At 62.4% G+C, this 21,445-nt stretch carries 21 protein-coding genes; 2 read left to right on the forward strand and 19 right to left on the reverse strand.

Features of this window, described 5'->3' with window-relative positions; all coding sequences use genetic code 11:
• Positions 1-6: 6 nt before the first annotated feature.
• From AAAX59_RS02765 to tmk, 12 genes are all read right to left on the reverse strand, one after another.
• Positions 7-1,092: an isocitrate/isopropylmalate family dehydrogenase gene (locus tag AAAX59_RS02765; protein ID WP_349070436.1), complete on the reverse strand. Its 1,086-nt coding sequence runs from the start codon at positions 1,090-1,092 to the stop codon at positions 7-9.
• Positions 1,093-1,098: 6 nt separating this feature from the next.
• Complete coding sequence (locus tag AAAX59_RS02770; protein WP_349070438.1) at positions 1,099-1,797, reverse strand: hypothetical protein; 699 nt, start codon at positions 1,795-1,797, stop codon at positions 1,099-1,101.
• A 15-nt stretch (positions 1,798-1,812) separates the two neighbouring features.
• A complete protein-coding gene (locus AAAX59_RS02775; RefSeq protein ID WP_349070439.1) occupies positions 1,813-2,241 on the reverse strand; it encodes a hypothetical protein in 429 nt (142 codons plus the stop codon).
• A gap of 5 nt (positions 2,242-2,246) precedes the next feature.
• Positions 2,247-3,326, reverse strand: a complete 1,080-nt coding sequence (locus tag AAAX59_RS02780; RefSeq protein WP_349070440.1) for an NAD(P)-binding domain-containing protein — start codon at positions 3,324-3,326, stop codon at positions 2,247-2,249.
• A gap of 98 nt (positions 3,327-3,424) precedes the next feature.
• Entirely contained in the window at positions 3,425-4,378 is a 954-nt protein-coding gene (locus AAAX59_RS02785; RefSeq protein ID WP_349070441.1) for a DegV family protein, read from the reverse strand.
• A 79-nt stretch (positions 4,379-4,457) separates the two neighbouring features.
• Positions 4,458-5,042, reverse strand: a complete 585-nt coding sequence (gene raiA / locus AAAX59_RS02790; protein WP_035137685.1) for a ribosome-associated translation inhibitor RaiA — start codon at positions 5,040-5,042, stop codon at positions 4,458-4,460.
• 317 nt (positions 5,043-5,359) lie between these two features.
• On the reverse strand, positions 5,360-6,385 hold the full coding sequence (locus AAAX59_RS02795) for a transporter substrate-binding domain-containing protein (RefSeq protein WP_349070504.1): 1,026 nt from the start codon (positions 6,383-6,385) through the stop codon (positions 5,360-5,362).
• A gap of 733 nt (positions 6,386-7,118) precedes the next feature.
• A complete protein-coding gene (locus AAAX59_RS02800) occupies positions 7,119-8,231 on the reverse strand; it encodes a hypothetical protein (protein ID WP_349070443.1) in 1,113 nt (370 codons plus the stop codon).
• A gap of 10 nt (positions 8,232-8,241) precedes the next feature.
• Positions 8,242-9,048: a phosphoribosyltransferase family protein gene (locus AAAX59_RS02805; RefSeq protein WP_349070444.1), complete on the reverse strand. Its 807-nt coding sequence runs from the start codon at positions 9,046-9,048 to the stop codon at positions 8,242-8,244.
• Positions 9,049-9,149: 101 nt separating this feature from the next.
• Positions 9,150-10,844: a regulatory iron-sulfur-containing complex subunit RicT gene (ricT, locus tag AAAX59_RS02810; protein ID WP_349070446.1), complete on the reverse strand. Its 1,695-nt coding sequence runs from the start codon at positions 10,842-10,844 to the stop codon at positions 9,150-9,152.
• On the reverse strand, positions 10,835-11,962 hold the full coding sequence (locus AAAX59_RS02815) for a DNA polymerase III subunit (RefSeq protein ID WP_349070447.1): 1,128 nt from the start codon (positions 11,960-11,962) through the stop codon (positions 10,835-10,837). The genes ricT and AAAX59_RS02815 overlap by 10 nt, the downstream gene beginning before the upstream one ends.
• Before the next feature lies 1 nt (position 11,963).
• The gene (tmk, locus tag AAAX59_RS02820) at positions 11,964-12,647 is read right to left on the reverse strand and encodes a dTMP kinase (RefSeq protein ID WP_349070449.1); all 684 of its coding nucleotides are present in this window, start codon (positions 12,645-12,647) and stop codon (positions 11,964-11,966) included.
• Positions 12,648-12,886: 239 nt separating this feature from the next.
• Between tmk and AAAX59_RS02825 the strand changes: the two genes are divergently transcribed.
• Positions 12,887-13,876, forward strand: a complete 990-nt coding sequence (locus tag AAAX59_RS02825) for a zinc ribbon domain-containing protein (RefSeq protein WP_349070451.1) — start codon at positions 12,887-12,889, stop codon at positions 13,874-13,876.
• Positions 13,877-13,969: 93 nt separating this feature from the next.
• On the opposite strand, the gene AAAX59_RS02830 is transcribed toward AAAX59_RS02825, so the two are convergent.
• From AAAX59_RS02830 to AAAX59_RS02860, 7 genes are all read right to left on the reverse strand, one after another.
• Complete coding sequence (locus AAAX59_RS02830; protein WP_349070452.1) at positions 13,970-16,561, reverse strand: DNA topoisomerase I; 2,592 nt, start codon at positions 16,559-16,561, stop codon at positions 13,970-13,972.
• A gap of 54 nt (positions 16,562-16,615) precedes the next feature.
• Positions 16,616-17,299, reverse strand: coding sequence for a hydrogenase nickel incorporation protein HypB (hypB, locus tag AAAX59_RS02835; RefSeq protein ID WP_117583579.1), 684 nt, complete (start codon positions 17,297-17,299; stop codon positions 16,616-16,618).
• Between the two features lie 55 nt (positions 17,300-17,354).
• The gene (gene hypA, locus AAAX59_RS02840) at positions 17,355-17,711 is read right to left on the reverse strand and encodes a hydrogenase maturation nickel metallochaperone HypA (RefSeq protein WP_117565013.1); all 357 of its coding nucleotides are present in this window, start codon (positions 17,709-17,711) and stop codon (positions 17,355-17,357) included.
• Between the two features lie 6 nt (positions 17,712-17,717).
• Entirely contained in the window at positions 17,718-18,509 is a 792-nt protein-coding gene (tatC, locus tag AAAX59_RS02845; protein WP_022093860.1) for a twin-arginine translocase subunit TatC, read from the reverse strand.
• Complete coding sequence (locus AAAX59_RS02850; protein ID WP_349070453.1) at positions 18,509-19,090, reverse strand: twin-arginine translocase TatA/TatE family subunit; 582 nt, start codon at positions 19,088-19,090, stop codon at positions 18,509-18,511. Before AAAX59_RS02850 ends, tatC begins: the two co-directional genes overlap by 1 nt.
• 153 nt (positions 19,091-19,243) lie before the next feature.
• On the reverse strand, positions 19,244-19,558 hold the full coding sequence (locus AAAX59_RS02855; protein WP_035137695.1) for an STAS domain-containing protein: 315 nt from the start codon (positions 19,556-19,558) through the stop codon (positions 19,244-19,246).
• Positions 19,559-19,609: 51 nt separating this feature from the next.
• The gene (locus tag AAAX59_RS02860; protein ID WP_349070455.1) at positions 19,610-20,914 is read right to left on the reverse strand and encodes an aminotransferase class I/II-fold pyridoxal phosphate-dependent enzyme; all 1,305 of its coding nucleotides are present in this window, start codon (positions 20,912-20,914) and stop codon (positions 19,610-19,612) included.
• A 150-nt stretch (positions 20,915-21,064) separates the two neighbouring features.
• Here AAAX59_RS02860 and AAAX59_RS02865 point away from each other — a divergent pair, with 150 nt between their 5' ends.
• A complete protein-coding gene (locus AAAX59_RS02865) occupies positions 21,065-21,319 on the forward strand; it encodes a hypothetical protein (RefSeq protein ID WP_055285533.1) in 255 nt (84 codons plus the stop codon).
• The last annotated feature ends 126 nt before the right edge of the window (positions 21,320-21,445 follow it).

A 21,445-nucleotide genomic window follows, 5' to 3' on the forward strand; every position in this document is an offset into this window, starting at 1 on the left:
CATGCCTTAGGCCAGGTGCGCAATAACGGCATCGGCAAAGGCCTGCGTACCCACAGCGCCCTCGACGGAGCCGGTCTGGGCACGACGCAGGTCACCGGTAACCTGCTCGCCCTCGTCGAGCGTGGCAGATACGGCGGCGCGAATGCGATTAGCAGCGTCGTTCTCGCCCAGGTGATCGAGCATCATCGCAGCAGAGAGGATCTCGGCCGTGGGGTTGGCGATATCCTGGCCCGCGATATCGGGCGCGGATCCGTGCGTTGCCTCAAAGATTGCGCAGTCGGCACCGATGTTGGAGCCAGGGGCCATACCCAGACCGCCCACTAGGCCGGCGCACAGGTCGCTCACGATGTCGCCGTACAGGTTGGGCAGCACCAGGACATCGAAGTCGTTGGGGTTCTGGACCAGGCCCATGCAGGTGGCGTCGACGATCTTATCGTTGAACTCGATATCAGGATAGTTGGCGGCCACCTCGCGCGCTACGCGCAGGAACAGGCCGTCGGTCGCCTTCATGATGTTGGCCTTGTGTACGGCCGTCACCTTTTTGCGGCCGCAGCGGCGGGCATACTCAAAGGCATACTCCAGAATGCGGCGGCTCTTGGCGATGGAGATCGGCTTGATCGAGATGGCGGAATCGGCGGCGAAGGTCTTCTGACCCGAGCGCTCGACAAGCTGCGAGAGCTCCTCGACCTCGGCAGCGCCCTCATCGAACTCGATGCCGGCGTAGAGGTCCTCGGTGTTCTCGCGCACGATAACCAGGTCGACGTCACGGAAGCGCGAGCCGTCGCCCGGCTGCGACAGGCAGGGGCGCACGCAGGCGTACAGGTCGAAGTGCTTGCGCAGGGCCACGTTAACGCTGCGGAAACCCGTGCCAACCGGCGTGGTGATGGGGCCCTTGATGGCAACCTTGGTCTCGGCGATCGCATCGAGCACGTGCTGGGGCAGCGGTGTACCAAACTCGTCCATGACGCCGGCGCCGGCCTCTTGGACGTTCCAGTTGATCTGGACACCAGTGGCCTCGACCACGCGGCGCATGGCCTGCGTAATCTCGGGACCGATGCCATCACCGGGAATCAGGACTACATCGTGCGCCATAATCTGTTACTCCTCGTCTTCGGCGTCGTCAGATTTTTTAACGCTAGCACGCTTCTTCTTTTTGGAGAGATCCAGGCCAAAACGTTTAACAAGCATTTCGCAAATCTCGCTCGAACGGGCCTTGAGATAGCTGCCCTTACCGTTCTCGGCATCGAACTTAAGGCGCAGCGCGAGCTTCTCGGCAACCTCGGCGTCGACCTCGCCCTGGCAAAACTCGTACAGACAACCGAGCATGTCGCGATACTCAAGGTCGCCGTGGTAGCACTGGATGGCCTCGTCCAGGATGGGCCAAGCCTCGCGCGAACGCTCGACGCTCGTGGCACCCCACACGCACAGCAGGCGGAAGGCGGCATAGCGCAGCGTAGAGGAGATCTCGTCGAACAGTGCAGTCTCGGCGCCCTCAAAGGCATCGCCCAGCTGCACGGGGCAGGTGGTGGCGAGCGCCGTCAGGGCATCGAGGGCCTCCCAGCGGGTCTGAGCCTCGGGGCGGTCGAGCGCCTCGATCAGCGCGGGCACGCAGGGCACGACGCGCTGCGGATCGCGCTCGGCAAGCAGGTGCAGCACACGGGCGGCAAACTGGCGGATGCGGCGCGTGGGGCAGCCGAGCTCCTTGACCAGGCGGTCGACGGCGTTCTCGTTCTCCTCTGCCAGCTGGAGCTGTGCAAGCTCCTCGTCGGTGAGCTGTTCGTCTTTGTTTTCTGCCATAGTTACCTCTTTTTACTATTTCTTAGCGTGCTTGCCAGCACCCTTGCTGTCATCGGTGACCGAGATGAGCTGTCGGTCGGCCGCGCCATTACGACGCGCACGGCGGCGTTCCTCGGCATCGCCCGCGTCGGCGGCGGCGCGGTGTGCCTTGTTGACGTTAAAGACCTCGTCGTGCTTGCGCCACGGACCGACGGTCTCGCCAAAGCTCATCTTAAGGCCGGCGATAAAGCCGCCAAGCCAGCCGATCGGCGCAAACTGCACCAGCGGGAACAGCGAGAACACCCAGGTCAGCAGGACGACTGCCGCCGCTCCCGCAAAGTTGGCAATCCAGTAGTCGCGCTTGGTGATGACGCGCTTTTCGCACGCCCACTGGCCGCACAAAAAGCCGATGTAGATCGCAAAGAGAAAGAGCACCAGCGCAAGCACCACGAACGTCAAGCTCATAGGCGCTACTCCCCGTGATGGTGGCCGCAGCAGCACTCGTGGCCGTCGTCATGACCGTGGCCGCCGCAGCACTCGTGGTCCTCACCATGGTGGTGGCCACAACCGCACTCGTGATCGTCGTCATGCTCGCCGCAACCGCAGCCTTCCTCGTGAGCGCCATGCTCCTCGGGACGATACTGCGACCAGTCCAGACCGGCGGCGATGGCGTCGGCCTCCTCCTTATAGAGGACCGTGACGGCCTGGGTGCCCAGCTTGGCGCCACCGATGGCATCGAGCATGTCGTAAAGCGTAAAGGCCACGTCGGCGCCGGGCAGCGCAAGCTCGCGGTCGTCGGCATAGGCGAGCGCCAAGCGCAGGTCCTTGATGAAGTGCTCAACCATAAAGCCGGGCTTGTAGTCGCCGTCGAGCGCCTTGGGCGCCAGGCTCTCCATGGCGCCGGACTTACCGGTGCCGCCCAGAATCATCTGACGGGTCTTCTCAAGATCAAGGCCGCTCAGCTCGGCAAACGCCAGCGCGTCTGCCATGCCGACCATGCAGGCGCCCAGCGACACCTGGTTGGCGAGCTTGGCAGCCTGACCCTTGCCGGCGCCATCGAAGCAGCAGATGGTTGCCGCAAAGGTGGAAAGGATGTCGCGGACCGGCGCGATGTCGTTCTCGGTGGCGCCCACGATAGCCGTGAGCGTGCCGGCGATGGCACCCGACTCGCCGCCGGTGACGGGGCAGTCAAACGCCATGCGGCCGGAGACCTGGGCGGCCTCGGCAATGTCGCGCGCCAGCTCGGGCGAGCTCGTGGTGAGGTCGATCAGGACCGCGCCGGGCTTAGTGCACGCGAGCAGACCGTCACCCGCCAGGTAGAGCTCCTCGACCTCGGAGGGATAACCCACCATGGTAAAGACGACGTCGGCGTTCGCCGCGGCACCTGCCGGCGTATCGGCCCAGACGGCACCGCGCTCAACGAGCGCTGCGGCCTTGGACTTGGTGCGGTTGTTGACCGTGACGGGATAGCCGGCATCCAGGATGTGACCGGCGATGGGGGCACCCATGATTCCGGTGCCGATAAATGCGACGGAGAGCTTGTTTGCCATGAAACCTTTCCTTTTGGGTTGGGTGTTGTTACCAGGTTGAATACTCGATGCCAGCGTTTGGGCAGTGAGCTGGGATCGATTACGGCCGCGTTACTTGCCTACTGACCGCGCACGCGACGGGCGATGCGGTCGGAAAGCGACGCCTTGTCGGCGCGGTTCTTACCCCAAAACGCGCAGGCCACCATGCCGGGGCCCACGTGCGAGCCGATGGTGGGGCCCACGGAGCTGCGAATGATCGTGACGTCGGCGCAACCCTCCTCCTTGCGGATGGCGGCTTCGAGCCAGTCGCCGTCCTTTTCGGCATCGGCCGTCATGATGGCGATGGGCATGGTGCGATCGGGCACGTAGTTCTCGCGGAACGACTTGAGGATGGACTTGAGCGCCTTCTTGCGGCCGCGGTTGACGCCGATCAGCGACAGCGAGCCGGCCAGGTCGTAGGACAGCTCGGGTTTGACATCGAGCTTTGCCGTGAGCTGCGCCGCCGCGGGCGGAATGCGGCCGCCGGCAGCCAGCGCGTCAAAGCTCTCGAGCGTAAAGTAGCCGTGGACGTAGGTCTTTGCCTCGTTTGCCCAATCGACCAACTGCTTGGCGGTCAGTCCCGCCGAACGCTGGCGCACGGCCTCGAGCGCCAAGAGCGCACCGGTCGCGCAGGGCAGAGCGTTGTCGACCACGTAGAGCTCAAAGTTGGGATACTCGGCGCGCACGGCATCTGCCGCCTGGCACGCGGAGTTGTAGCTCGACGACAGCGCCGAGGTAAAGCACAGGTAGACCGTGGGCGTGCCCTCTTTGGCGCACTCGGTAAAGAACTCGATATAGCGACCGAGCGACACAGCCGAGGTGGACACGCGGGCACCGGCGCGCATGCGATCGTAGAACTCCTTGGGTGTGATGCTCGACCAGATGTCATCCGTGCGCTCCTCGCCATCGATAATGAAGGGGAAACCCAGGATATCGACATCGAGGTTCGCGGCGACCTCGGGGCTAAAGTCGCAGCAGGTATCGACGACGATGCGGCAACGGTCCGAATGACCGGTAGATGCAGCCTTGTCCATCAAAGCGACTCCTTACGTAAAAAGGCGGCCACCCGCATGGGATGGCCGCCAACCGTTAACTCATGCAAGTTAACGTATTTTACTCGTCAAGTGTTTCGATGCGGGGCTTGATGATGCCATATCCACCATTCTTACGGTGATACACCACATTGATGAGGCCAGTCGTCGCGTTCTCGAACACGTAGAAGTCATGACCAAGCAGATCGGTCTGCACCAGCGCCTGCTCCTCGGTCATCGGGGTGACATCGATGACCTTCTCGCGGACGAGCAGGTCGTCCTCCTCCTCGGGCAGCAGCAGGTCGGCCAGATCCTCGACGCGCTCGACCGGTGCGACATCCGCTGCACTGGCACCGCCCTGGCGGTTGTCCACGACCTTGGTCTTGAACTTGCGCAGCTGGCGGGTGACCTTATCGGCGGAGAGGTCGATGGCGGCGTACATATCTGCACCGTGCTCGGCAACGCGAATCACCGAACCGCGGGCACGAACCGTAACCTCGACGATTGCCGGGTTGGGGTTCGAGGGGTTCTTCTCATAGCGAAGTACAACGTCGACCGTCATGGGCTCGATATCGAAAACCTTGAGCGCCTCGCCGATCTTCTCATCCACATGCGCACGCAGAGCATCGGTTACCGTCGTCTTGCGTCCAGAAACCTTGATATCCATACGTGGCTCCAATCTGCCTCGGGGACTTACTGTACTGGCTATGTACCCATTGCCGTGCATTTAATCACGCGGATTCCTAAAGACCCGAATAACGATTGCTTGATACCGCATACCGAAGTCTCGCACTTTTCTGTGGCAAAGTGCGCTATAGGAGGGGGCCGGCGGCTTTGTATTTGGTCCTGAAAATTGGCTTTGACCTGCTAGTTTTATTGGGATGAAAAAGCCGGGCTCCCCCATCGGGGAAGCCCGGCAGTGCGTGTTGAAACCGTGAAGAGGTGTCCTTTCCAACGTATAGGAGACACCACCCCTAGCAATAACTAGCTATTGAGTTTGTTAATGTCGTCGTCGGTGATGGTGCCTTCCTGGCTGGACGATTTGTCCTCGGAGGATGCGGTCTCATTGTTGGAATCGGAGGACTCGCTGCCGGAGGACGTGGTCTCACTGGACTCAGAGTCACCCGGCTGCACGCTAGCGCCCGAAACCGTCTTAGTGGTGAGGTCGTAGGGCATCGTGCCATACCAGACAGAGTGGACCGCCTCGAGCGTACCGTCGACCGTGATGTCGTCGAGGGCATCGCTCACGGCACGGCACAGTTCGTCATTGGACGAGAGGCCCGCAACACCAAGCGTCGAGGGCGCCTCGAGCGCACCGACATAGGAGACCTCGCTCATCAGGCGTGCAAGGTAGCCGCCGGCCGTGGAGTCGCAGATCACATAGTCGACCTCGCCGGACTCGAGCGCCTCAAAGCACTCGTTGATGTTGGAGTAGGTCTTTTGGTTGGCGGTAATGTTCTGCTTAGCAAGCGCCTCCTGCGAGGCCGAGGACATCTGAACGCCCAGGGTGGACGTGCTAAGGGTATCGGTGGAAACGCTTAGCGACCCACCATCGTTAGTTTTACCGAACACGGAAGTGGCATCGTACAGGCAGGTGCCGAGCGAGCTAATGTCCCCGTCCGTGGAGTTAATCTCGCCGATAAAGATATCGGCCTTTTTGTCGCCGAGCGCGGAACCTGTCGAGGACGCGTCGACGAAGGCGACCTTAAGGCCCATGCGGCTTGCGAGGGCGCGGGCGGCGTCAACCGCATACCCCGTGAGCTCGCCGTCGGCGCCCTGCATGGCCTGCGGCGCATCGGAAGTATGGAGGGCGACCGTCAGGGTTCCGGGAGTGACCAGGGCGTCGTCCGACACCGCCGGCGTGACGGTCTCGTACTCGATCTGGTCGATCGTGGGAATCGTGAACGTAGACAGCGGGTTGAACGCGCATCCGCTCAGGCCCAAAACGGCGATGACCGCTGCGGTCCCAGCACCTAACCGAGCCGCGTGCATCAAGCTGCCCCTCACCATGTCCACTACCCTGCCTTCTGTGTCGTATATAATCCGTGCGTTGCGCGGAATATCAGGTTGTTCCCACCAGCTGACCTGGTATTTGACCCCACACTTGCGCACCGGGGTGTTTGCTCGGGAGGCCGCAGCCACCTTCACGACTGACCCGCTCGCCCGCGAGGCGGTATTGCCCCAAAGAAAGTAGAACGGACGGTGCGGCTTACATCTAGGACGCGCCATGATCGCGCCGCGCGCACGCGGTCGCTTACGTGGATCCCTTTGACCGCGTCTGTCTTGGACTAGGACGGGCATTTCGTCCGTCCGCAACCACAGCCTGGTAGGAACGAAGCGCATTATAGCTAAGTTCAAGCTAAAGTTTAAGGTTAGGGGCGTCATTCGCATCGCGAGTACAGATTTCGCAGGTCGGAGCGGGCTATTCGTGCCCCCATGAAGCCCGGAGCTCCCCCACGGGGAGCTCCGGGGCACCCGTCTCAGGGCGCCCTGTGCAAAAAACGGCAAATATGAGTACTGTCACCAATTTAGTAGCAGCGTATTACCGCCTCACGAGCCCTTTTTGAGTTCCGCACAGCCTGCTTGGCGCCAAGATATTCCACATTCGTTTACTATCTCTTCGCTGAATCCAGATTTTCGGCCCAAGTTTCTTTGTTTTTGCTGTCACTAATCTAGTAACAGTACTCATATTTGCCGTTTTTTGCACAGAGCATATAAACAGACCCCCTATAAAGCCATAGTTTTACGCTGGCTTGAGCCCAAAGCACGCTCGGAGCGTATTCAGCAGAGCATCTTGCCTCTTTCGACGAGCCTCTACGCGATTCTGATATCGCTTACCCATACGCTGGTGGATGCGCCATGCGAGCGCTTCCATCGCTTCCATGTCGCAGAGCATTTCGTTGTTGACCGTCGCGACCTCGATTCCCATAGTAATCAAGCCCGTGTTGCGTTTTTCATCATGGATACGTCCCCTCCGGGAGGAATGGCCCAGCTCACCGTTGTATTCCAGGTCAAACCGGGCTGCTTCCTGATGGGCATCGCAAACCGCATACGGCATCCCCGAGATCGCCTGCGCTCGGTCGTTGAACTCGATCTTGTGGTCGGTCTTAAAGGGACCGCAGGCAAATCCGCCATAGGAAAACGGAAGCGAAAACATGGCAAGCATGATGCATTCCATGGGTGAGCGCAGGTTTTCCGACAGAAAGGGGCACAGCCGCCGCAGCTGCTTGGCCGCGCTCCCCTTGCATGCCGCAAGGTAATCTGCCAGGCGATCGGGCGTCAGCACTGGCTCTACCTCAAAGTAGCCCACATCTGACGGCTGGTCCTTATCCTTTGCAAGCCTGTTCACGGTAGGCGAGCTGTAGGGAGGCAAATACTGCCCGCGATCGCTCAGCGAAATCTTGGAGCACAGCTCCTGGGCCAGGGCAAATGCCTGGATACAGCCGACTTCGCGCGCAACGGCGGCACAGAGGGCCTCGGGAGACAAGCTGTACACCCCCGGCTCCACCTCCAAAATCGAAGCGTCCGGCAGGCCTGTAGAACAAACGGACCAGCTTGCACCAGGCATGCGGCGACGCTGCTTTGCAGACCCCACCAGTAGGCACAGGTCTTCTTGAACCTCGCCACTCACGACCCCGATCCTCACCAAATCGGGAAGATAGATGTCCTCGGCCGAGGGCGACGATGCGCGCAGCACACGGCACTCTTCATCGGGAGCGAGGTCCCTCCAACTGATGTAACCCATTTGTCGGCGCTCGGCGCGCATCATGCGCAGCGCCGAGGCGCCAGTCAGGATTACAGAGGCCGCCAGTTGCTCGCTTGTCGGCTCGATGCGTCGCGCTATCTTCACTGCCACAAAACCACCCCTACCAAACGCGTGCGATAGCGAGGCCATCGACGGCCGCGGCACCGGCACGTTTGAGCTCCGCCGAGGCTGCTGCCATGGTCGCGCCCGTGGTAATGACATCATCGATGAGCAGCAGACGGCGGCCGCGCACATCCTCGACCGTCTCGTACACGCCCCGGGCATGCTCCCGGCGCTCATCGCGGCCGAGCTCTCGCTGGTCACCATGACCGTATTTGACCAGGGCGTCCAGCAACGGGACGCCCGAAAGATCGCAAAACGAGCGCGCAATTGCTTCCATATGGTCGAATCCACGCCGCCGAAACGCCGCCGCAGTCGCGGGCACAAACACCACCGCGTCCGCACCGGACAGCACACCGCCGTAGCGATCGGGGGCTGCCGCCTGGGCATGCAAGACGGTGTCGTAGAATAGCTCCGCCAGATACGGTGCCAGACGGCGCTCGCCCGCATCCTTGTACGCCTTGATGATGCGCGGCAGCGGATGTGCGTAGACGGCACACGCCAGACAGCGATCGAGCGCCTCGGCCATTGCCGAAGACGCGCCCTCGACCGAGCACTCGGTGCACAGCAAATCCCCAAACGGGGCACCACATCGGATGCAGCTATGGCACGGGTCGATGAGCGCGAGCGATGCCAGACAATCCTGGCAGATCAGCGCACCGGAGCGCTCGCAGCCGGCGCATCGCGTGGGCGACAACGCCTCGAGCGCCTCGTATGTCGCGCGCTCGGCAAGCGGTAGCAATTCGTCCGCAAACGGTAGGACACCTGCGTCCTGCAAGCGAGTCAATACGTTCAGATGTCTCTTCATGACACAACCCTCCCTACGCGAAGACGAAGGGAGGGTTGTCGGTGTAGAGCCATGATACCCAGAGGCACTGGGGTCAGGCGGGTTACATCCGCTTACGGGCACTATTCGCCGGCAGGCGGTTTCGGTGCGGACGAGGTATGGGTCGAGCCTTCGCTACCGTCCTGGCGCGGCTTGCGGGAACGACGGCGACGGCGACGCTTTTGACCCTGGTCGGTCGAGCCCTCGCCACCGCGATTCTCACGCGGTTCGCGCTCGTCGCGAGCGCCGCCGTGCGAAGCCTTGGCGGCAGCTCCCCCGCCATCGCCGGGGCGACGACGCGTGACCTTGACTTCGCCATCGGAAACCTGATCGGCCACAGAAGGAACCGAGGGCTTCTGCTGCGTGCCCGAGGAATGGCGGCGGCGCGGACGCGGCGCGCGTTCCTCCTCGCCGTGCGGCTTGCCGCCCTTGTCGGCAGGCGCATCGGAAGCCGAGGCGCCCTTGGGAGCGGCACCGGCCTCGCGAGCGGCTGCGGCACGGAAGGCATCCTCGCGCTCCTCGCTCGACAGGTGACGGCGGCGACGGCGCGTGGGGTTCATGCCGCCGCCGCGGTTTTGTTGCTGGGGCTGCTGAGCCTCGCACTCGCGGGAAGCGTTCTTGTCTGTGGTCTCGCCGTTGTCGACGGACGCCGCGCGCTTGCGGCGGCGACGACCACCGGCTGCCTCCTCGGCCTCGGGTGCCTCGGCCTTGCCGCGGCCCTTTCCGCGGCCACGGCCCTCGCCCTGACCCTGGCCGGCGCGGGCATCGGATTCGGCATCGCGACGACGGCGCTTGGGCATCGATGTGCCGGCCAGACGGTCGGCACTCGACAGGCCATCGCCCACGTCGACGCCGCTCTCGCGATCGAGTTCCATGAGCGCCAAGCGCATCTCGGGCGACTCGATGCGCTCGAGCACGTCACGCGTCACGCAGTCGGGGCGGCAGTTGCAGCCCTGCTCGGCGGCCTTCTTTTTGCAGCCCTCCGAGCACGTCATATCGGCCAGGTTGACCTTAAAGACTTTGCCGTTCTCCAGGCGCAGCACCAGCTGCTCACGCGGCGTGTCATATTCCTGAATACGCGCCTTGCCGAGCGGCGTATCGATGAGTGTCTTCTTTTTGGGCGCACGGCTCTTAAAGTCCTTGTACGCCTCGAACTCATAGCGCAGACAGCACATCAGGCGGCCGCAAACGCCGCTGATCTTGGACGAGTTGAGCGGCAGGTCCTGCTCTTTTGCCATGCGGATCGAGACGGGCTCAAACTGTCCGCCAAAGCGCGTGCAGCAGAGCTCCTGTCCGCATTGGGCATAGCCGCCCACCAGACGGGTCTCGTCGCGCACGCCGATCTGGCGCATGTCGACGCGAATGTGCAGCGTCGAGGACAAGTCCTTGACGAGCTGACGAAAATCGACGCGCTCCTCGGCCGCAAAGTAGAACACGGCCTTCTCGCCGCCAAACAGGTACTCGACGCCGACCGGCTTCATCTCGAGGTCGAGCTCTTTGACCAGACGGCGGAAATCGACCATCGCCTCGTCGCCCTGGATGGCCAGGTCGTCGGCAAGCTGCAGGTCAATGTCGCTCGCCACGCGCAGCACGGGCTTGAGCGGCTGGCCGATCTCGTCTTGCGGCACCTCGAAGGGATCGGCCGTGACCAGGCCGATCTCGGTTCCGCGCTCGGTGGAGCAAATGGCATAATCGGCCTCGAGGATATCCAGATCCTGCGGGTCGAACCACAGGTCGCGCGAGGCGTAGGTAAACTTAACGGGTACGACTAACGGCATTTCAGTGCCTTCCTGATATCGAACAGCATGACCTCGATGGCCAGCTGGGGAGTAACGTTTCTGGCGATGTTGCGCTCGGCAATTGCGACCGCCTCGAGCGCCCGGGTGGCACCCGCAACATTCGTCGCGGCGGCAAGCCGACCGATCGTGTCGCGCACGTCTTCGTTCACCACGTCGGCCGCCTCGTCCTGAAGCGTCAGCAGCACGTCGCGCATGAGCGTCCGTGCGCTCGCCAGCGCTTCCATGATACCCGAACGCTCGCGCGCGTTGAGTTCGCGCTTGTTGCGGTCCTCAAGCTGCTTCAATGCTCCACGCGACAGGTAGTCGGCGTTTTGCTCGAGCACCTTTTCCTGCGTGGACTTGACCTCGGCGAGCGGTGCCTTAACGGCGACGATGAGCGACTTGGCGCGACTGAGTACATCGGCCTCATCGGCAGCGATGAGCGAGTCGATGGCGCGGACCATCTGGCGGCGAGCATCCTGGCGCTCGGCACTCTTAAGGAACTCGATGCCGCGCGTGGGGCTCCCCGCCACGGTAACCGCCATGCGGCAACGCGCGAGGTCCTGACCCGTCGCGCGGCTCACGGCACGAGCGGCCACGGTGGGCGACACCAGCCGAAACGGCACGCACTGGCAGCGGCTCACGATGGTGGGCAGCATCACGTCTGCCGAGGTGCCCAGCAAGATGAACATGACGCCCTCGGGCGGCTCCTCGAGTGTTTTGAGCAGTGCGTTGGCAGTGTTAGCACGCAGCTGCTCGGCACGGTCGATGATGTAGACCTTGGCCTTGGCGCGGATGGGCGCCAGCGGCACGTCATCGAGCAGCTCGCGGGTCTGGGCAATGAGGTAGCCCGTGGCGCTCTCGGGCGTGTAATAGTGCACGTCGGGATGCGTGTGCCGTGCAACGCGCACGCAGCTGTCGCATGCGCCGCAGCCGTCCTGCTCGCACAGGAAGGCCTGGGCGAGCGCCCATGCGGCATCGAGCTTGCCGGCGCCGGGGGCGCCCAAAAACAGGTAGGCGTGCGACGCGCGGCCGCTGGCGACGGCGTTGGTCAAAAAATCGCGCACGCGCTCTTGGGTGTCGAGCTTGGCCAGCAGGCTTGCCTGAGCGGGAGCCATGTTACTCGGCCTCCTGGGCAAGCGCGGCGGCGACGGCATCTTGCGGAATGTCGAGACCGTACGCGCGAACCTGCTCGATCGTCTTCTCGAAGACCTCCGCGACGGGCGCGGTGGCGTCGATGAGCTTTACGCGATTTGGTTCCTCGGCGGCAATGGCGCTAAACCCCTCGTAAACACGCTCCTGGAATGCCATGCCTTTTGCCTCCATGCGATCTGCCGCGCCACGGGCTGCCATGCGCAGCGCCGCCTGCTCGGGCGTGATGTGGTAGACGAGCGTGAGCGCCGGGTGTGTTCCCGCGACGGCCAGGTTATTGGCATCGCACACTATCTGGCGATCGAGGCCGTCGGCAAACGCCTGGTAGCAGGTTGTGGAATCGTAGAAGCGGTCACACAGGACCACCTTGCCGGCAGCAAGGGCGGGTGCGATGACCTCGTGCACCAACTGGGCGCGCGCCGCCTCGTAGAGCAGCAACTCGCAGGTGTCGCCCATCGCCGTATTGGCGGGGTCGAGCAGCAGAGCACGGATCTTTTCGCTGATGGCAGTGCCGCCCGGTTCGCGCAGGCTCACAACCTGGTGGCCAGCGAGCTCGAGCGCACGGGCGAGCAGGCGCGCCTGCGTGGACTTGCCGGCACCGTCGACGCCCTCGAGCGTGATAAAGCTATGTTGAGCAGGCTCAAAAGCCATGGGCGCAGCCCCTTCCTACAAGGCGCGTAAATGCAGATATATCAACCAAGCCATGATACCCCAGCGTCCGGCGCGCCCCCAATGACTAAAGGTGCCTTTCCAAAGTTGCGGTGAAATAGGGATTGATTGAAGCTCTGAGACCGCCAAACAGTCCCTATTTCACCGCAACTTATGATGGGGAATTTTGGGTGGTGGGTATAATCGTCATATTGCATTGAAATGTGGCGAAAGGAGTGGCAATGTCTCGGTATTGCGCCTCGTGCGGCAAGCTTCTTGCAGATAATGCCAAGTTCTGCACCTCGTGCGGTGCACCCGTTGAGCAAACAACCGCGAGCGATAGCCAGCCCGCTTTTGAGCAGACCGGCTCCCTTGATACGCCGCAAGCCAAGGCGGACGACCCCCTCGCCTATCGCCCCGACCCCGCCGCAAGCCCTGCGGCCGTCGAGACCACGCAGCGCATACCCGTCGCGAGCGGCTCGCCCCAACAGCAGCCGGCTCCCGCATACGCGCCCGCTTCGCCACAGACCCCCACTCCCAAAAAGAGCGGCACCGGACCGCTTATCGCCGTTATCGTTGTGCTGGTGGCGATCATCATCGCCCTGGTCGTTTTCTTTGTGATCAAGCCTTTCGACAACGCCGACACGCAGACGACTGCCGAGGTAGCTAAGCTGCACCATGACGTCGACGACGATGACCTAAAGCCTCTCGGCGATCCCAACAGCCTGTACGACGATGATGACGATGACGATGACGACGAGGATGGCGGCGAAGCAACGCTCTCCGAGCAGAATCTCTACCGCCGACTGAGCGAATACTACGACTTGCTCGAAGACCTCGACAACTACGTCCGTGGCTGCGCGCAGAACTTCAACGGCAGCTATCTGGAAGAGGATCGAACCACCCGTCAAAATCTCGCCGACGTCGCCGAGCGCACGGAGGACACCATCGAGCAGTATTACGACATCGTCGAGGACCTAGACGTCCCGACGAGCTCCAAGAACTACAGCTCCTGGAAAGACATCGTTGCCCTGTACGACGACCTGGATCACCGCATTGACGCAATCTGTGATGCCTGGGAGATCAGCCTGAAATACGCCAAGCCTGCGGACCACAAGAATGAGATCGTGACGCCACTGTCGCGCGACAACGTGGCGGGCACCAATGACAATAAGTACCGTCTAGACTTTGAGGAGCGCTATCCCGGCGCCAAACCCGTCGAAGTGAACTAGCGCTTTGTCGTTCCCTAACTGCCAGATAAAAAACGAGCGAGGATTTTGAGGTCCTCGCTCGTTTTTGTTTTAGGTGATGTTTCGACCGTGCGGCTACTTATCGGCAGCGGTCTTTTTGGTAGTCGACTTCTTGGCCGTCGTCTTTTTGGCGGTCGTCTTCTTGGCGGCAGTGGCTTTCTTAGCCGTCGTCTTCTTGGCCGTGCTCGCCTTAGTCGTGGTCTTGCGGCCGCGGACGGGCTTCTTCTCCTTGGTCGGACAGTCCATGTTCACGCAGATGCGCCACGGGCCGCGCGCCGTGTTGACCACCACGATGGGGGCGCCGCACTCGGGGCAGGTCTCACCCGTCGCCTCGAGCTTACCGCGCGCCGGCAGAGGATAACTCACACCGCAGTCATCGTAGTTGGTGCAGCGGATAAAGCGCTTGCCACTCTTCTCGCTCTTGTGCGCGATCAGGTCGCCATGGCGTCCGGCCTCGGCGCACACCTTGCACTCGCCCACCTTAAGGTCAGGCTCGTAGTTGGTGGGGCACGTGGGGTTCACGCAAATCTCGAAGGCCTTCTGGCGGAACGGCTGGCACTTAATGCGCGGCGCGCCGCACTCGGGGCACACGGCCGCCTCGCCCTCGAGCGGGCTTACCTTGACGCCGCTCGGCACCGGATAGGTCACATCGCAGTCGGGCCAGCCCATGCAGCCAATGAAGCTGCCACGGGTCTTGGCGCTCGTCTTCATAACCAGGTCCTTGCCGCACTTGGGGCAAGCGCCCACGCGCGCATCGGCCGTGACGGCGTCGCTGATGGCGTCGCCCAGCTCCTGCGTATGCTTGAGCAGCTCATCGAGCACGCCAGCCAGCAGCGCGCGCGAGTGCGTCACGACATGCTCTTCGGTATCCTCGCCGCGCTCCACACGGGTCATATCGCCATCAAGCTCGCTGGTCATATCGGGGCTCGTGATGCGCGGGGCAAACTGCGTCAGCGCATCGATGATGGCGATGCCCAGCTGGCTCGGCTCAACGGGATCGTTTTTGAGATAGCGCACGGCATACAGGCGCTCGATGATGCTCGCGCGCGTGGACTTGGTGCCCAGGCCGCGCTTCTCCATCTCCTGCACGAGCTTGCCCTGACTGTAGCGCGCGGGCGGCTCGGTCTGCTTGGCCTCGAGCTTAATGTCGAACACGTCGACCGTATCGCCCTGCTCAAGCGGCGGCATCTGCTCGTCGCGTTTAAGGCCATACGGGTAGGCCTCGCGGAAACCCGGGGTCACGAGCACGTCGCCCGAAGCCACGAACGGCTCGCCGTTCACATCGAGCTCGAGCTTGGTGTTCTCGATGGTCGCAGGACCCATAAGCGTCGCCAGGAAGCGGCGGGCGATGAGGTCGTAGAGCTTGCGCTGGCCGCCGTCGAGCGTGGACGGATCGCCCTCTCCCGTGGGGTAGATAGGCGGGTGGTCGGTGGTCTCGACTTTACCGCGCGTGGGCTTCATGGGACCAGCGAGTACCTTTTTGCACACGGGCGCCAGCGCCGGGTTGATCTTTGCCAGGTCACTCACCACGGCGCCCAAATCGAGCGTCGCGGGATACACGGTGTTGTCGACGCGCGGGTAGCTGATAAGGCCCGCCATGTAGAGGGACTCGGCGATGCGCATGGTACGCGCAGGCGAGATGCCCTCAGCAGCGGCGGCGGCCTGCAGCGAGGTGGTCGCAAACGGCGTGGGCGGCTGCTGCTTGCGGGAGCGCTTGGTCACCGCGGCGACGGTTGCCGTCGCGACGCCGTTAACATGGCCGTACGCCGTCTCAGCAGCATCCTTGTCGGTAAAGCGTGCCGTCTTGTGCGCAATCTTAAATCGGTCGTCCTCGGCAGTACCCTGTGCGGCGCCCATGCCGCGGATCTGCCAATAGTCCTCGGGCACAAACGCCATGCGCTCGCGCTCGCGCTCGACCACCAGGGCAAGCGTCGGCGTCTGCACGCGGCCGGCGGAACGCACGTTGCCAAAGCCGCCAAACTTGGCGAGCGTCAGGTAGCGCGTGAGCACCGCACCCCAAATGAGGTCGATGTGCTGACGGCTCTCGCCGGCGTCGGCCAGGTTCTGGTCGAGCGAGACAAGGTTATCGAAGGCCTGCGTGATCTCGGCCTTGGTAAACGAAGAATACTGGGCGCGGGCGACCGGCAAGTCGGGCGCAACCTCGCGCACCTTGTTGAGGGCGTCCGAACCGATCAGCTCGCCCTCTCGATCGAAGTCCGTGGCGATGATGACGCTGTCGGACTTTTTGGCGAGGTTCTTGAGCGAGCGGATGAGCTCCTTCTCAGCCGGCAGCTTAATGACGGGTGCCCAGGTGAGATAGGGCAGGCTCTCAAGCTTCCAGCCCTTGATGGAGATGCCATCGGCAAGGAACGGCTTACGCTTGGTGTCGTAAGGCGGACGAGCCAGGCCATCGGGCATGTCGGCCGGCAGCATCTCGCCGTCCTCGGTAACCGAATACCAGCCCAGCTTTTTATCGAACAGCACGCTGTCGCAAAAATCGGGCGCAAGGATGTGACCGGCCAGGCCGATGGTCACGCACTCCTCGCCCTTCCACTCAAAACGGTAGATGGCGGTGTTGTACACCTTATCCTTTTTGGGTTTACCCGTGGACAGACGCTCGGCGATCTGACGCGCGGCGTCGTTTTTCTCGGCGATGATGAGCTTCAAAAGAGGCTCCTATCTCGTGTCTCTGCGGCTACGCCCGCCCGTATGGCGGCCGATTTACGCCCTTGCTTGCTCGATCTGCCCGATGAGCCAATCGCACCAGGCATCCATGCCCTCGCCCTTGCGCGCGCTCACGGCAAACCGCGGCGCCTGCGGATTGAGGTCATCGAGTGTCTTAGTATACCTATCCATGTCAAAATCGAAAGCCGGGGCCACGTCGACCTTATTGAGCAGCTGCGCGCCGGCGTGCTGGAAGATGCCCGGGTACTTGATGGGCTTGTCGTCGCCCTCGGGCACCGAGAGAATCATGATGGACAGGTTCTCGCCCAAGTCAAAGTCGACCGGGCAGACCAGGTTGCCCACATTTTCGATAAAGATGACGTCGATGTTCTCCAGACCGACGGCCTGGTCGAACGCGTCAACGGCCTCCATGATCATGTTGCCCTCGAGGTGGCACAGGCCGCCCGTGTTGATCTGGATGGCAGGCATGCCGGCTTCCTTCATGGTGATGGCGTCGACATCCGAGGCAATATCGCCCTCGATGACGGCGCAGCGCAGGCCCGCCTTGTCACGCAGGCGCTCGTTGGTGCCCAGGATCGTGGTGGTCTTGCCCGAGCCAGGGCTCGACAAGACGTTGATCACATAGGTGCCTGCCTCATTAAATCGCTGACGCAGCTGATCTGCCAGGCGCTCATTGCGCGACAGGATCGGCGACGCGATATCAATCGTTTTCTCAGCCATACTCAGCGCTCCTTACTTTTGCCCCTTTATACCCCGTCCCCAGCTGGCTGATGGGCTAATCGTCGGGGGTTTCGATTTCGATACTTGCGATGTCGAGTTCGCGGCCGTGCAGCAGGCGCACGTTGGCGCCGCCACATTGGGGACAGCGGCAATGGAAGCGATCGTGCTCAAAGACCTCCCCGCAGTCCAGACACTCGCTTTGTGGATGGACTTCCTCCACGGCAAGCTCGCAGCCTCGCGTGAGCGGGTCCTCATCGCGAAATGTCTCCCACGCAAAGTCGAGCGCCTCGCGCACAACTTCGGTCATATCCCCGATACGCAGCGTTACCAAAACGGCGCGCGAGGCCCCCGCCCCACGCGCCGCGCGAATCACTGTATCGAGTATGCCGTTGACAATGCCAACCTCGTGCATACCGATTTACTCCTCGTCGTCCTCATCGTCCGAGAACAGGTCCAGACGGCTCACAAACAAGCCCTCCTTGCCCTCGCGCGCGGTAATGACCACGCGGGCAATGGCGAGCGAAATCTCGTAGAGCGAGAGCAGGGCACCATACATGAGGCCCAGCGTAACGGGCGAGCCGTCGGGCGTAATCACAGCCGAGCCCACAAGCAGGCCCACGTACACGTAGCGCCAGGCGCCGCGGAAGGCCGCGTAGGACACGATGTGGAAGACGGACAGGTAGAAGATGATAAGCGGCAGCTCAAACGCCACGCCAAAGCCGATCATAAAGAGCAGCTCCATGTTGACGTAGTTCTCCAGGTCGGGCAGCGCCGTGGCGACGGCCGAGGTCTCGCCGATAAGCCACTCAAAGCCCGCCGGGATGATGATGAAATAGCAGAAGATGGCGCCCAGGAAGAACAGCACCGTCGAGGCGAGCACCGTGGGCACGACCCATTTGCGCTCGTTGGGACGCAGCGCCGGCAGGAAAAATGCTAGAATCTGCCAGATGATCATGGGCGTGCACATGACCACGGCCATCTTGATGGCCAGCGAGAAGCGCAGGCCAAAGCCGCCGAGCGTGGTGGTGATGTAGAACTTACCGTCCGGCACAAAGGAGCGGATGGGGTCTTCCAGGATGTCGAGCACCACGGGCGTGGCGAAATACAGCACGATGGCGGCGGCAAACACCGACACGACCACGATAGTCAGGCGGCGACGGAGCTCTCCCAGGTGATCGAAGAGCGGCATGCGCGCAGGTCCGATAGGCATTACTCATCGCCTCCCTTCGAGGCGTCGGCGGCAGCGGCGTCGTCCTCGGCCTCGAGCTCGCGGGCGAGCTGGTCGACGACGGCCTTGCGCTTGCGGGGACGACGGGCGTAGAGGTCGGCCGTCGTGGGCTCTACCGGCTCGGGCTCGGGCTCCGGTTCTGCAGCAGGCTCGGGCTCGACGACAGGCTCGGCGGCAGCGGCAGGCTCGGCACCCTCGGCCTCCTCAGCAGCACCCTCGCCCTCGGCGGCAGCCTCGCTCGCGGCCTTCTCGGCAGCAAGGCGGGCACGGCGCTCGGCAAAGGTCTCCTTCTTGGCGGGCGCTGCCGTCTCGGCGGCATCCTTGTCCGCATCGGAATCGTCATCGACGGCAGTCTTCTTGGGCTTGACCGGTGCCGAAGCGGCCTCGCTTACCGGATCGATAATCTCAGACTGAACAACGGCCGTCATCTTTTCCTGCGTCTCGCGGAACTGACGGACGGCACGGCCGATCGTGCGGCCCATCTGCGGGAGCTTATCCGGGCCAAACAGCAAAAAGCCGAAGACCACGATGATCGCGAGCTCACCCTCTCCAATACCAAACACACATACCTCCAAGGCTCGATGTGAGTCGAGCCCGCACCGCGCCATTCGGCCGGAACTCGTCTATTCATTCGGTCAAGTATAGCGCCCAGACGCCAAAACGTCCGAGCGCATCACAAACATATGCCAAACGGCACGCCCTTTTGGGGGCAAAGATTATGCAGCGGTGATCGAAATCTCCTGGTCGACACCCAACAGCTGAACCACGCGCATTACCGGGGGCTGCACATTGGTGCAGCTAAAACGCTTGCCGTGGTCGACCGCGTGGTGCGCGGCGCCCACGAGCACGCCAATGCCCGTTGAATCGATGTAGCTCACCTGGGCAAAATCGAGCTCAACGGCCTCAGTGGGCTGCTCGAGCGCCAGGTCGATGGCATTGCGCAGGCTATCGGCGTTAGAGATGTCGATCTCGCCGGTTACCTTAATGGTGTAGAGCTCTGGCGTGGGGTTGGTGGAAATACCCAAATCCATGTATATGCTCCTTTACGTATCGAAGGTGCGGATAGTACGGGAAGCCGCGCGTTAGGCGCGCTCGGCACGCGCGAGCTCGGCAGCGACAAGCTTAACGGCCAGCACCAGCACATCGAGCGCGGCCTCCAGGTCCTCGACCGTGGGATAGCTCGGCGCGATGCGGATGTTGGTATCGCGCGGGTCCTTGCCATAGGGCCAGGTAGCACCGGCCGGCGTGAGCTTGACGCCCAGGTCAGCACAAAGCGCAGCGACCTTTTGGGCCGAGCCCTCGGGACCATCAAAGCTCACAAAGTAGCCGCCGCGGGGATGCGTCCAAGTGGCGCAACCCGTATCGCCCAGGCCCTCGGTGAGCTTGCGCTCAACGGCCTCAAAGCGCGGGCGCAAGAACTCGGCGTGCTTTTTCATGTGCTCCCTGACCGCCTCGATGGTGGGAAGGAAACGCACGTGGCGCAGCTGGTTGAGCTTGTCGGCGCTGATAAGGCCTGCCTTCAGGCGCTTGGAGAACTCGGCGATGACCGCGGGGCTCGCACCGATAAAGCCGATACCGGCGCCCGGGAAGGTGATCTTGGACGTCGAGGCGAAGGCCACCACGCGATCCTCGGTGCCCGCCGCGCGAGCGAGGTCGAAGATATTGGCGAGCTCGTCGGTCTCGTCGTACAGGTCGTGCACGCAGTAGGCGTTGTCCCAGAAGATGCGGAAATCGGGCGCGGCCGTGGGCATCTCGACCAGGCGACGCACGGTGTCCTCGCTAAAGGTAATGCCCGTGGGGTTGGAATACTTGGGCACGCACCAGATGCCCTTGATGGAATCGTCGGCGGCAACGAGGCGCTCGATTTCGTCCATATCGGGGCCGTTGTCGGTCATCGCGACGGGAACGTTCTCGATGCCCAAGTCGGCGGTGATGCCAAAGTGGCGATCGTAGCCGGGAACCGGGCACAGGAACTTGACCTTCTTGCCGTCGTGCGCTGCCTCGTAAGCCTCCCAGGGCTCGCTGCCGCACGAGCCACAGCGCCAGAACATGCCGGCGATGTCGTGCTCGATCAGCAGGCTCGACGAGCCCAGCACGAGTGTCTGCTCAGCGGGGCAGCCCAGGAACTCCCCTGCCAGCTTGCGTGCCGAGGGAATGCCCTCAAAGCAGCCGTAGTTGGAACAATCGACGTTGCCGTCGTGCAGATCGGCATCGGCATTGAGGATATCGAGCATGGGTCGAGAGATATCCACCTGGGAGGGCGACGGCTTGCCGCGGGCCATATCGAGCGCCAGGCCCTTGGCCTTGACCTCGGCGACCTCGGCTTTGAGCGCCTCGATGGCGGCATCGAGTTCGGTGGTTTCCATCTTCTGGTAGATCGTCTGCATGGGTGCGACCTTTCACGAAGCGGTACGTTGCAATTCTTCTAAGTATAGACCGCCACCGTCGCAACGTTATGAAGCCGTGATAGATTAAGTCCATCGCAATGAATTACGAATCGCCGCGCATGCCGGCATGAAGCGCCCAAGGAGGCACTAATGGAGTACGGATCGTTCCAGGCCGAGGAATTCGGCGACCTTCAGCGCCTGGTCGACGGACTGTTTTACGACCGCCACGCCATCGACCGCCTGGATCTGATCGTACAGGCCGAAATCTTGGACCTGGCGCCCGATCTCATGGAAATCGTGAACCTGCTACCGCCCGGCTATTACGACCGCCAGTCACTTTGCGACCAGCTCAACTCCGCCTTGGCCGCCCACGGCTGGGGCGCCATCTACGGCACCGTGGAATAAACCTAGTCATTGGGGCCTGTGGTCAAAAAATAGCAAATATGAGTACTGTTACTTTTTTAGTAACAGCGATTTTGAATTAAAAAGGCCAGTCTTGGCCTTTTGTGTCCGGTTTTGGAAGGATGCATC

It is taken from the genome of Collinsella sp. CLA-ER-H2, from assembly GCF_040092405.1.
GTDB lineage: Bacteria > Actinomycetota > Coriobacteriia > Coriobacteriales > Coriobacteriaceae > Collinsella.

Bases quoted from the DNA above. Each gene is read 5' to 3' on its own strand.
- AAAX59_RS02825 (WP_349070451.1), top strand. From the start codon at position 12,887: ATGTCTCGGTATTGCGCCTCGTGCGGCAAGCTTCTTGCAGATAATGCC.
- AAAX59_RS02780 (WP_349070440.1), bottom strand. From the start codon at position 3,326: ATGGCAAACAAGCTCTCCGTCGCATTTATCGGCACCGGAATCATGGGT.
- AAAX59_RS02855 (WP_035137695.1), bottom strand. From the start codon at position 19,558: ATGGATTTGGGTATTTCCACCAACCCCACGCCAGAGCTCTACACCATT.
- AAAX59_RS02765 (WP_349070436.1), bottom strand. From the start codon at position 1,092: ATGGCGCACGATGTAGTCCTGATTCCCGGTGATGGCATCGGTCCCGAG.
- AAAX59_RS02860 (WP_349070455.1), bottom strand. From the start codon at position 20,914: ATGCAGACGATCTACCAGAAGATGGAAACCACCGAACTCGATGCCGCC.
- AAAX59_RS02795 (WP_349070504.1), bottom strand. From the start codon at position 6,385: ATGGTGAGGGGCAGCTTGATGCACGCGGCTCGGTTAGGTGCTGGGACC.
- hypB (WP_117583579.1), bottom strand. From the start codon at position 17,299: ATGGCTGAGAAAACGATTGATATCGCGTCGCCGATCCTGTCGCGCAAT.
- AAAX59_RS02815 (WP_349070447.1), bottom strand. From the start codon at position 11,962: ATGGCTCCCGCTCAGGCAAGCCTGCTGGCCAAGCTCGACACCCAAGAG.
- AAAX59_RS02805 (WP_349070444.1), bottom strand. From the start codon at position 9,048: ATGAAGAGACATCTGAACGTATTGACTCGCTTGCAGGACGCAGGTGTC.
- AAAX59_RS02865 (WP_055285533.1), top strand. From the start codon at position 21,065: ATGGAGTACGGATCGTTCCAGGCCGAGGAATTCGGCGACCTTCAGCGC.
- tmk (WP_349070449.1), bottom strand. From the start codon at position 12,647: ATGGCTTTTGAGCCTGCTCAACATAGCTTTATCACGCTCGAGGGCGTC.
- hypA (WP_117565013.1), bottom strand. From the start codon at position 17,711: ATGCACGAGGTTGGCATTGTCAACGGCATACTCGATACAGTGATTCGC.
- tatC (WP_022093860.1), bottom strand. From the start codon at position 18,509: ATGCCTATCGGACCTGCGCGCATGCCGCTCTTCGATCACCTGGGAGAG.
- AAAX59_RS02775 (WP_349070439.1), bottom strand. From the start codon at position 2,241: ATGAGCTTGACGTTCGTGGTGCTTGCGCTGGTGCTCTTTCTCTTTGCG.
- ricT (WP_349070446.1), bottom strand. From the start codon at position 10,844: ATGCCGTTAGTCGTACCCGTTAAGTTTACCTACGCCTCGCGCGACCTG.
- raiA (WP_035137685.1), bottom strand. From the start codon at position 5,042: ATGGATATCAAGGTTTCTGGACGCAAGACGACGGTAACCGATGCTCTG.
- AAAX59_RS02770 (WP_349070438.1), bottom strand. From the start codon at position 1,797: ATGGCAGAAAACAAAGACGAACAGCTCACCGACGAGGAGCTTGCACAG.
- AAAX59_RS02785 (WP_349070441.1), bottom strand. From the start codon at position 4,378: ATGGACAAGGCTGCATCTACCGGTCATTCGGACCGTTGCCGCATCGTC.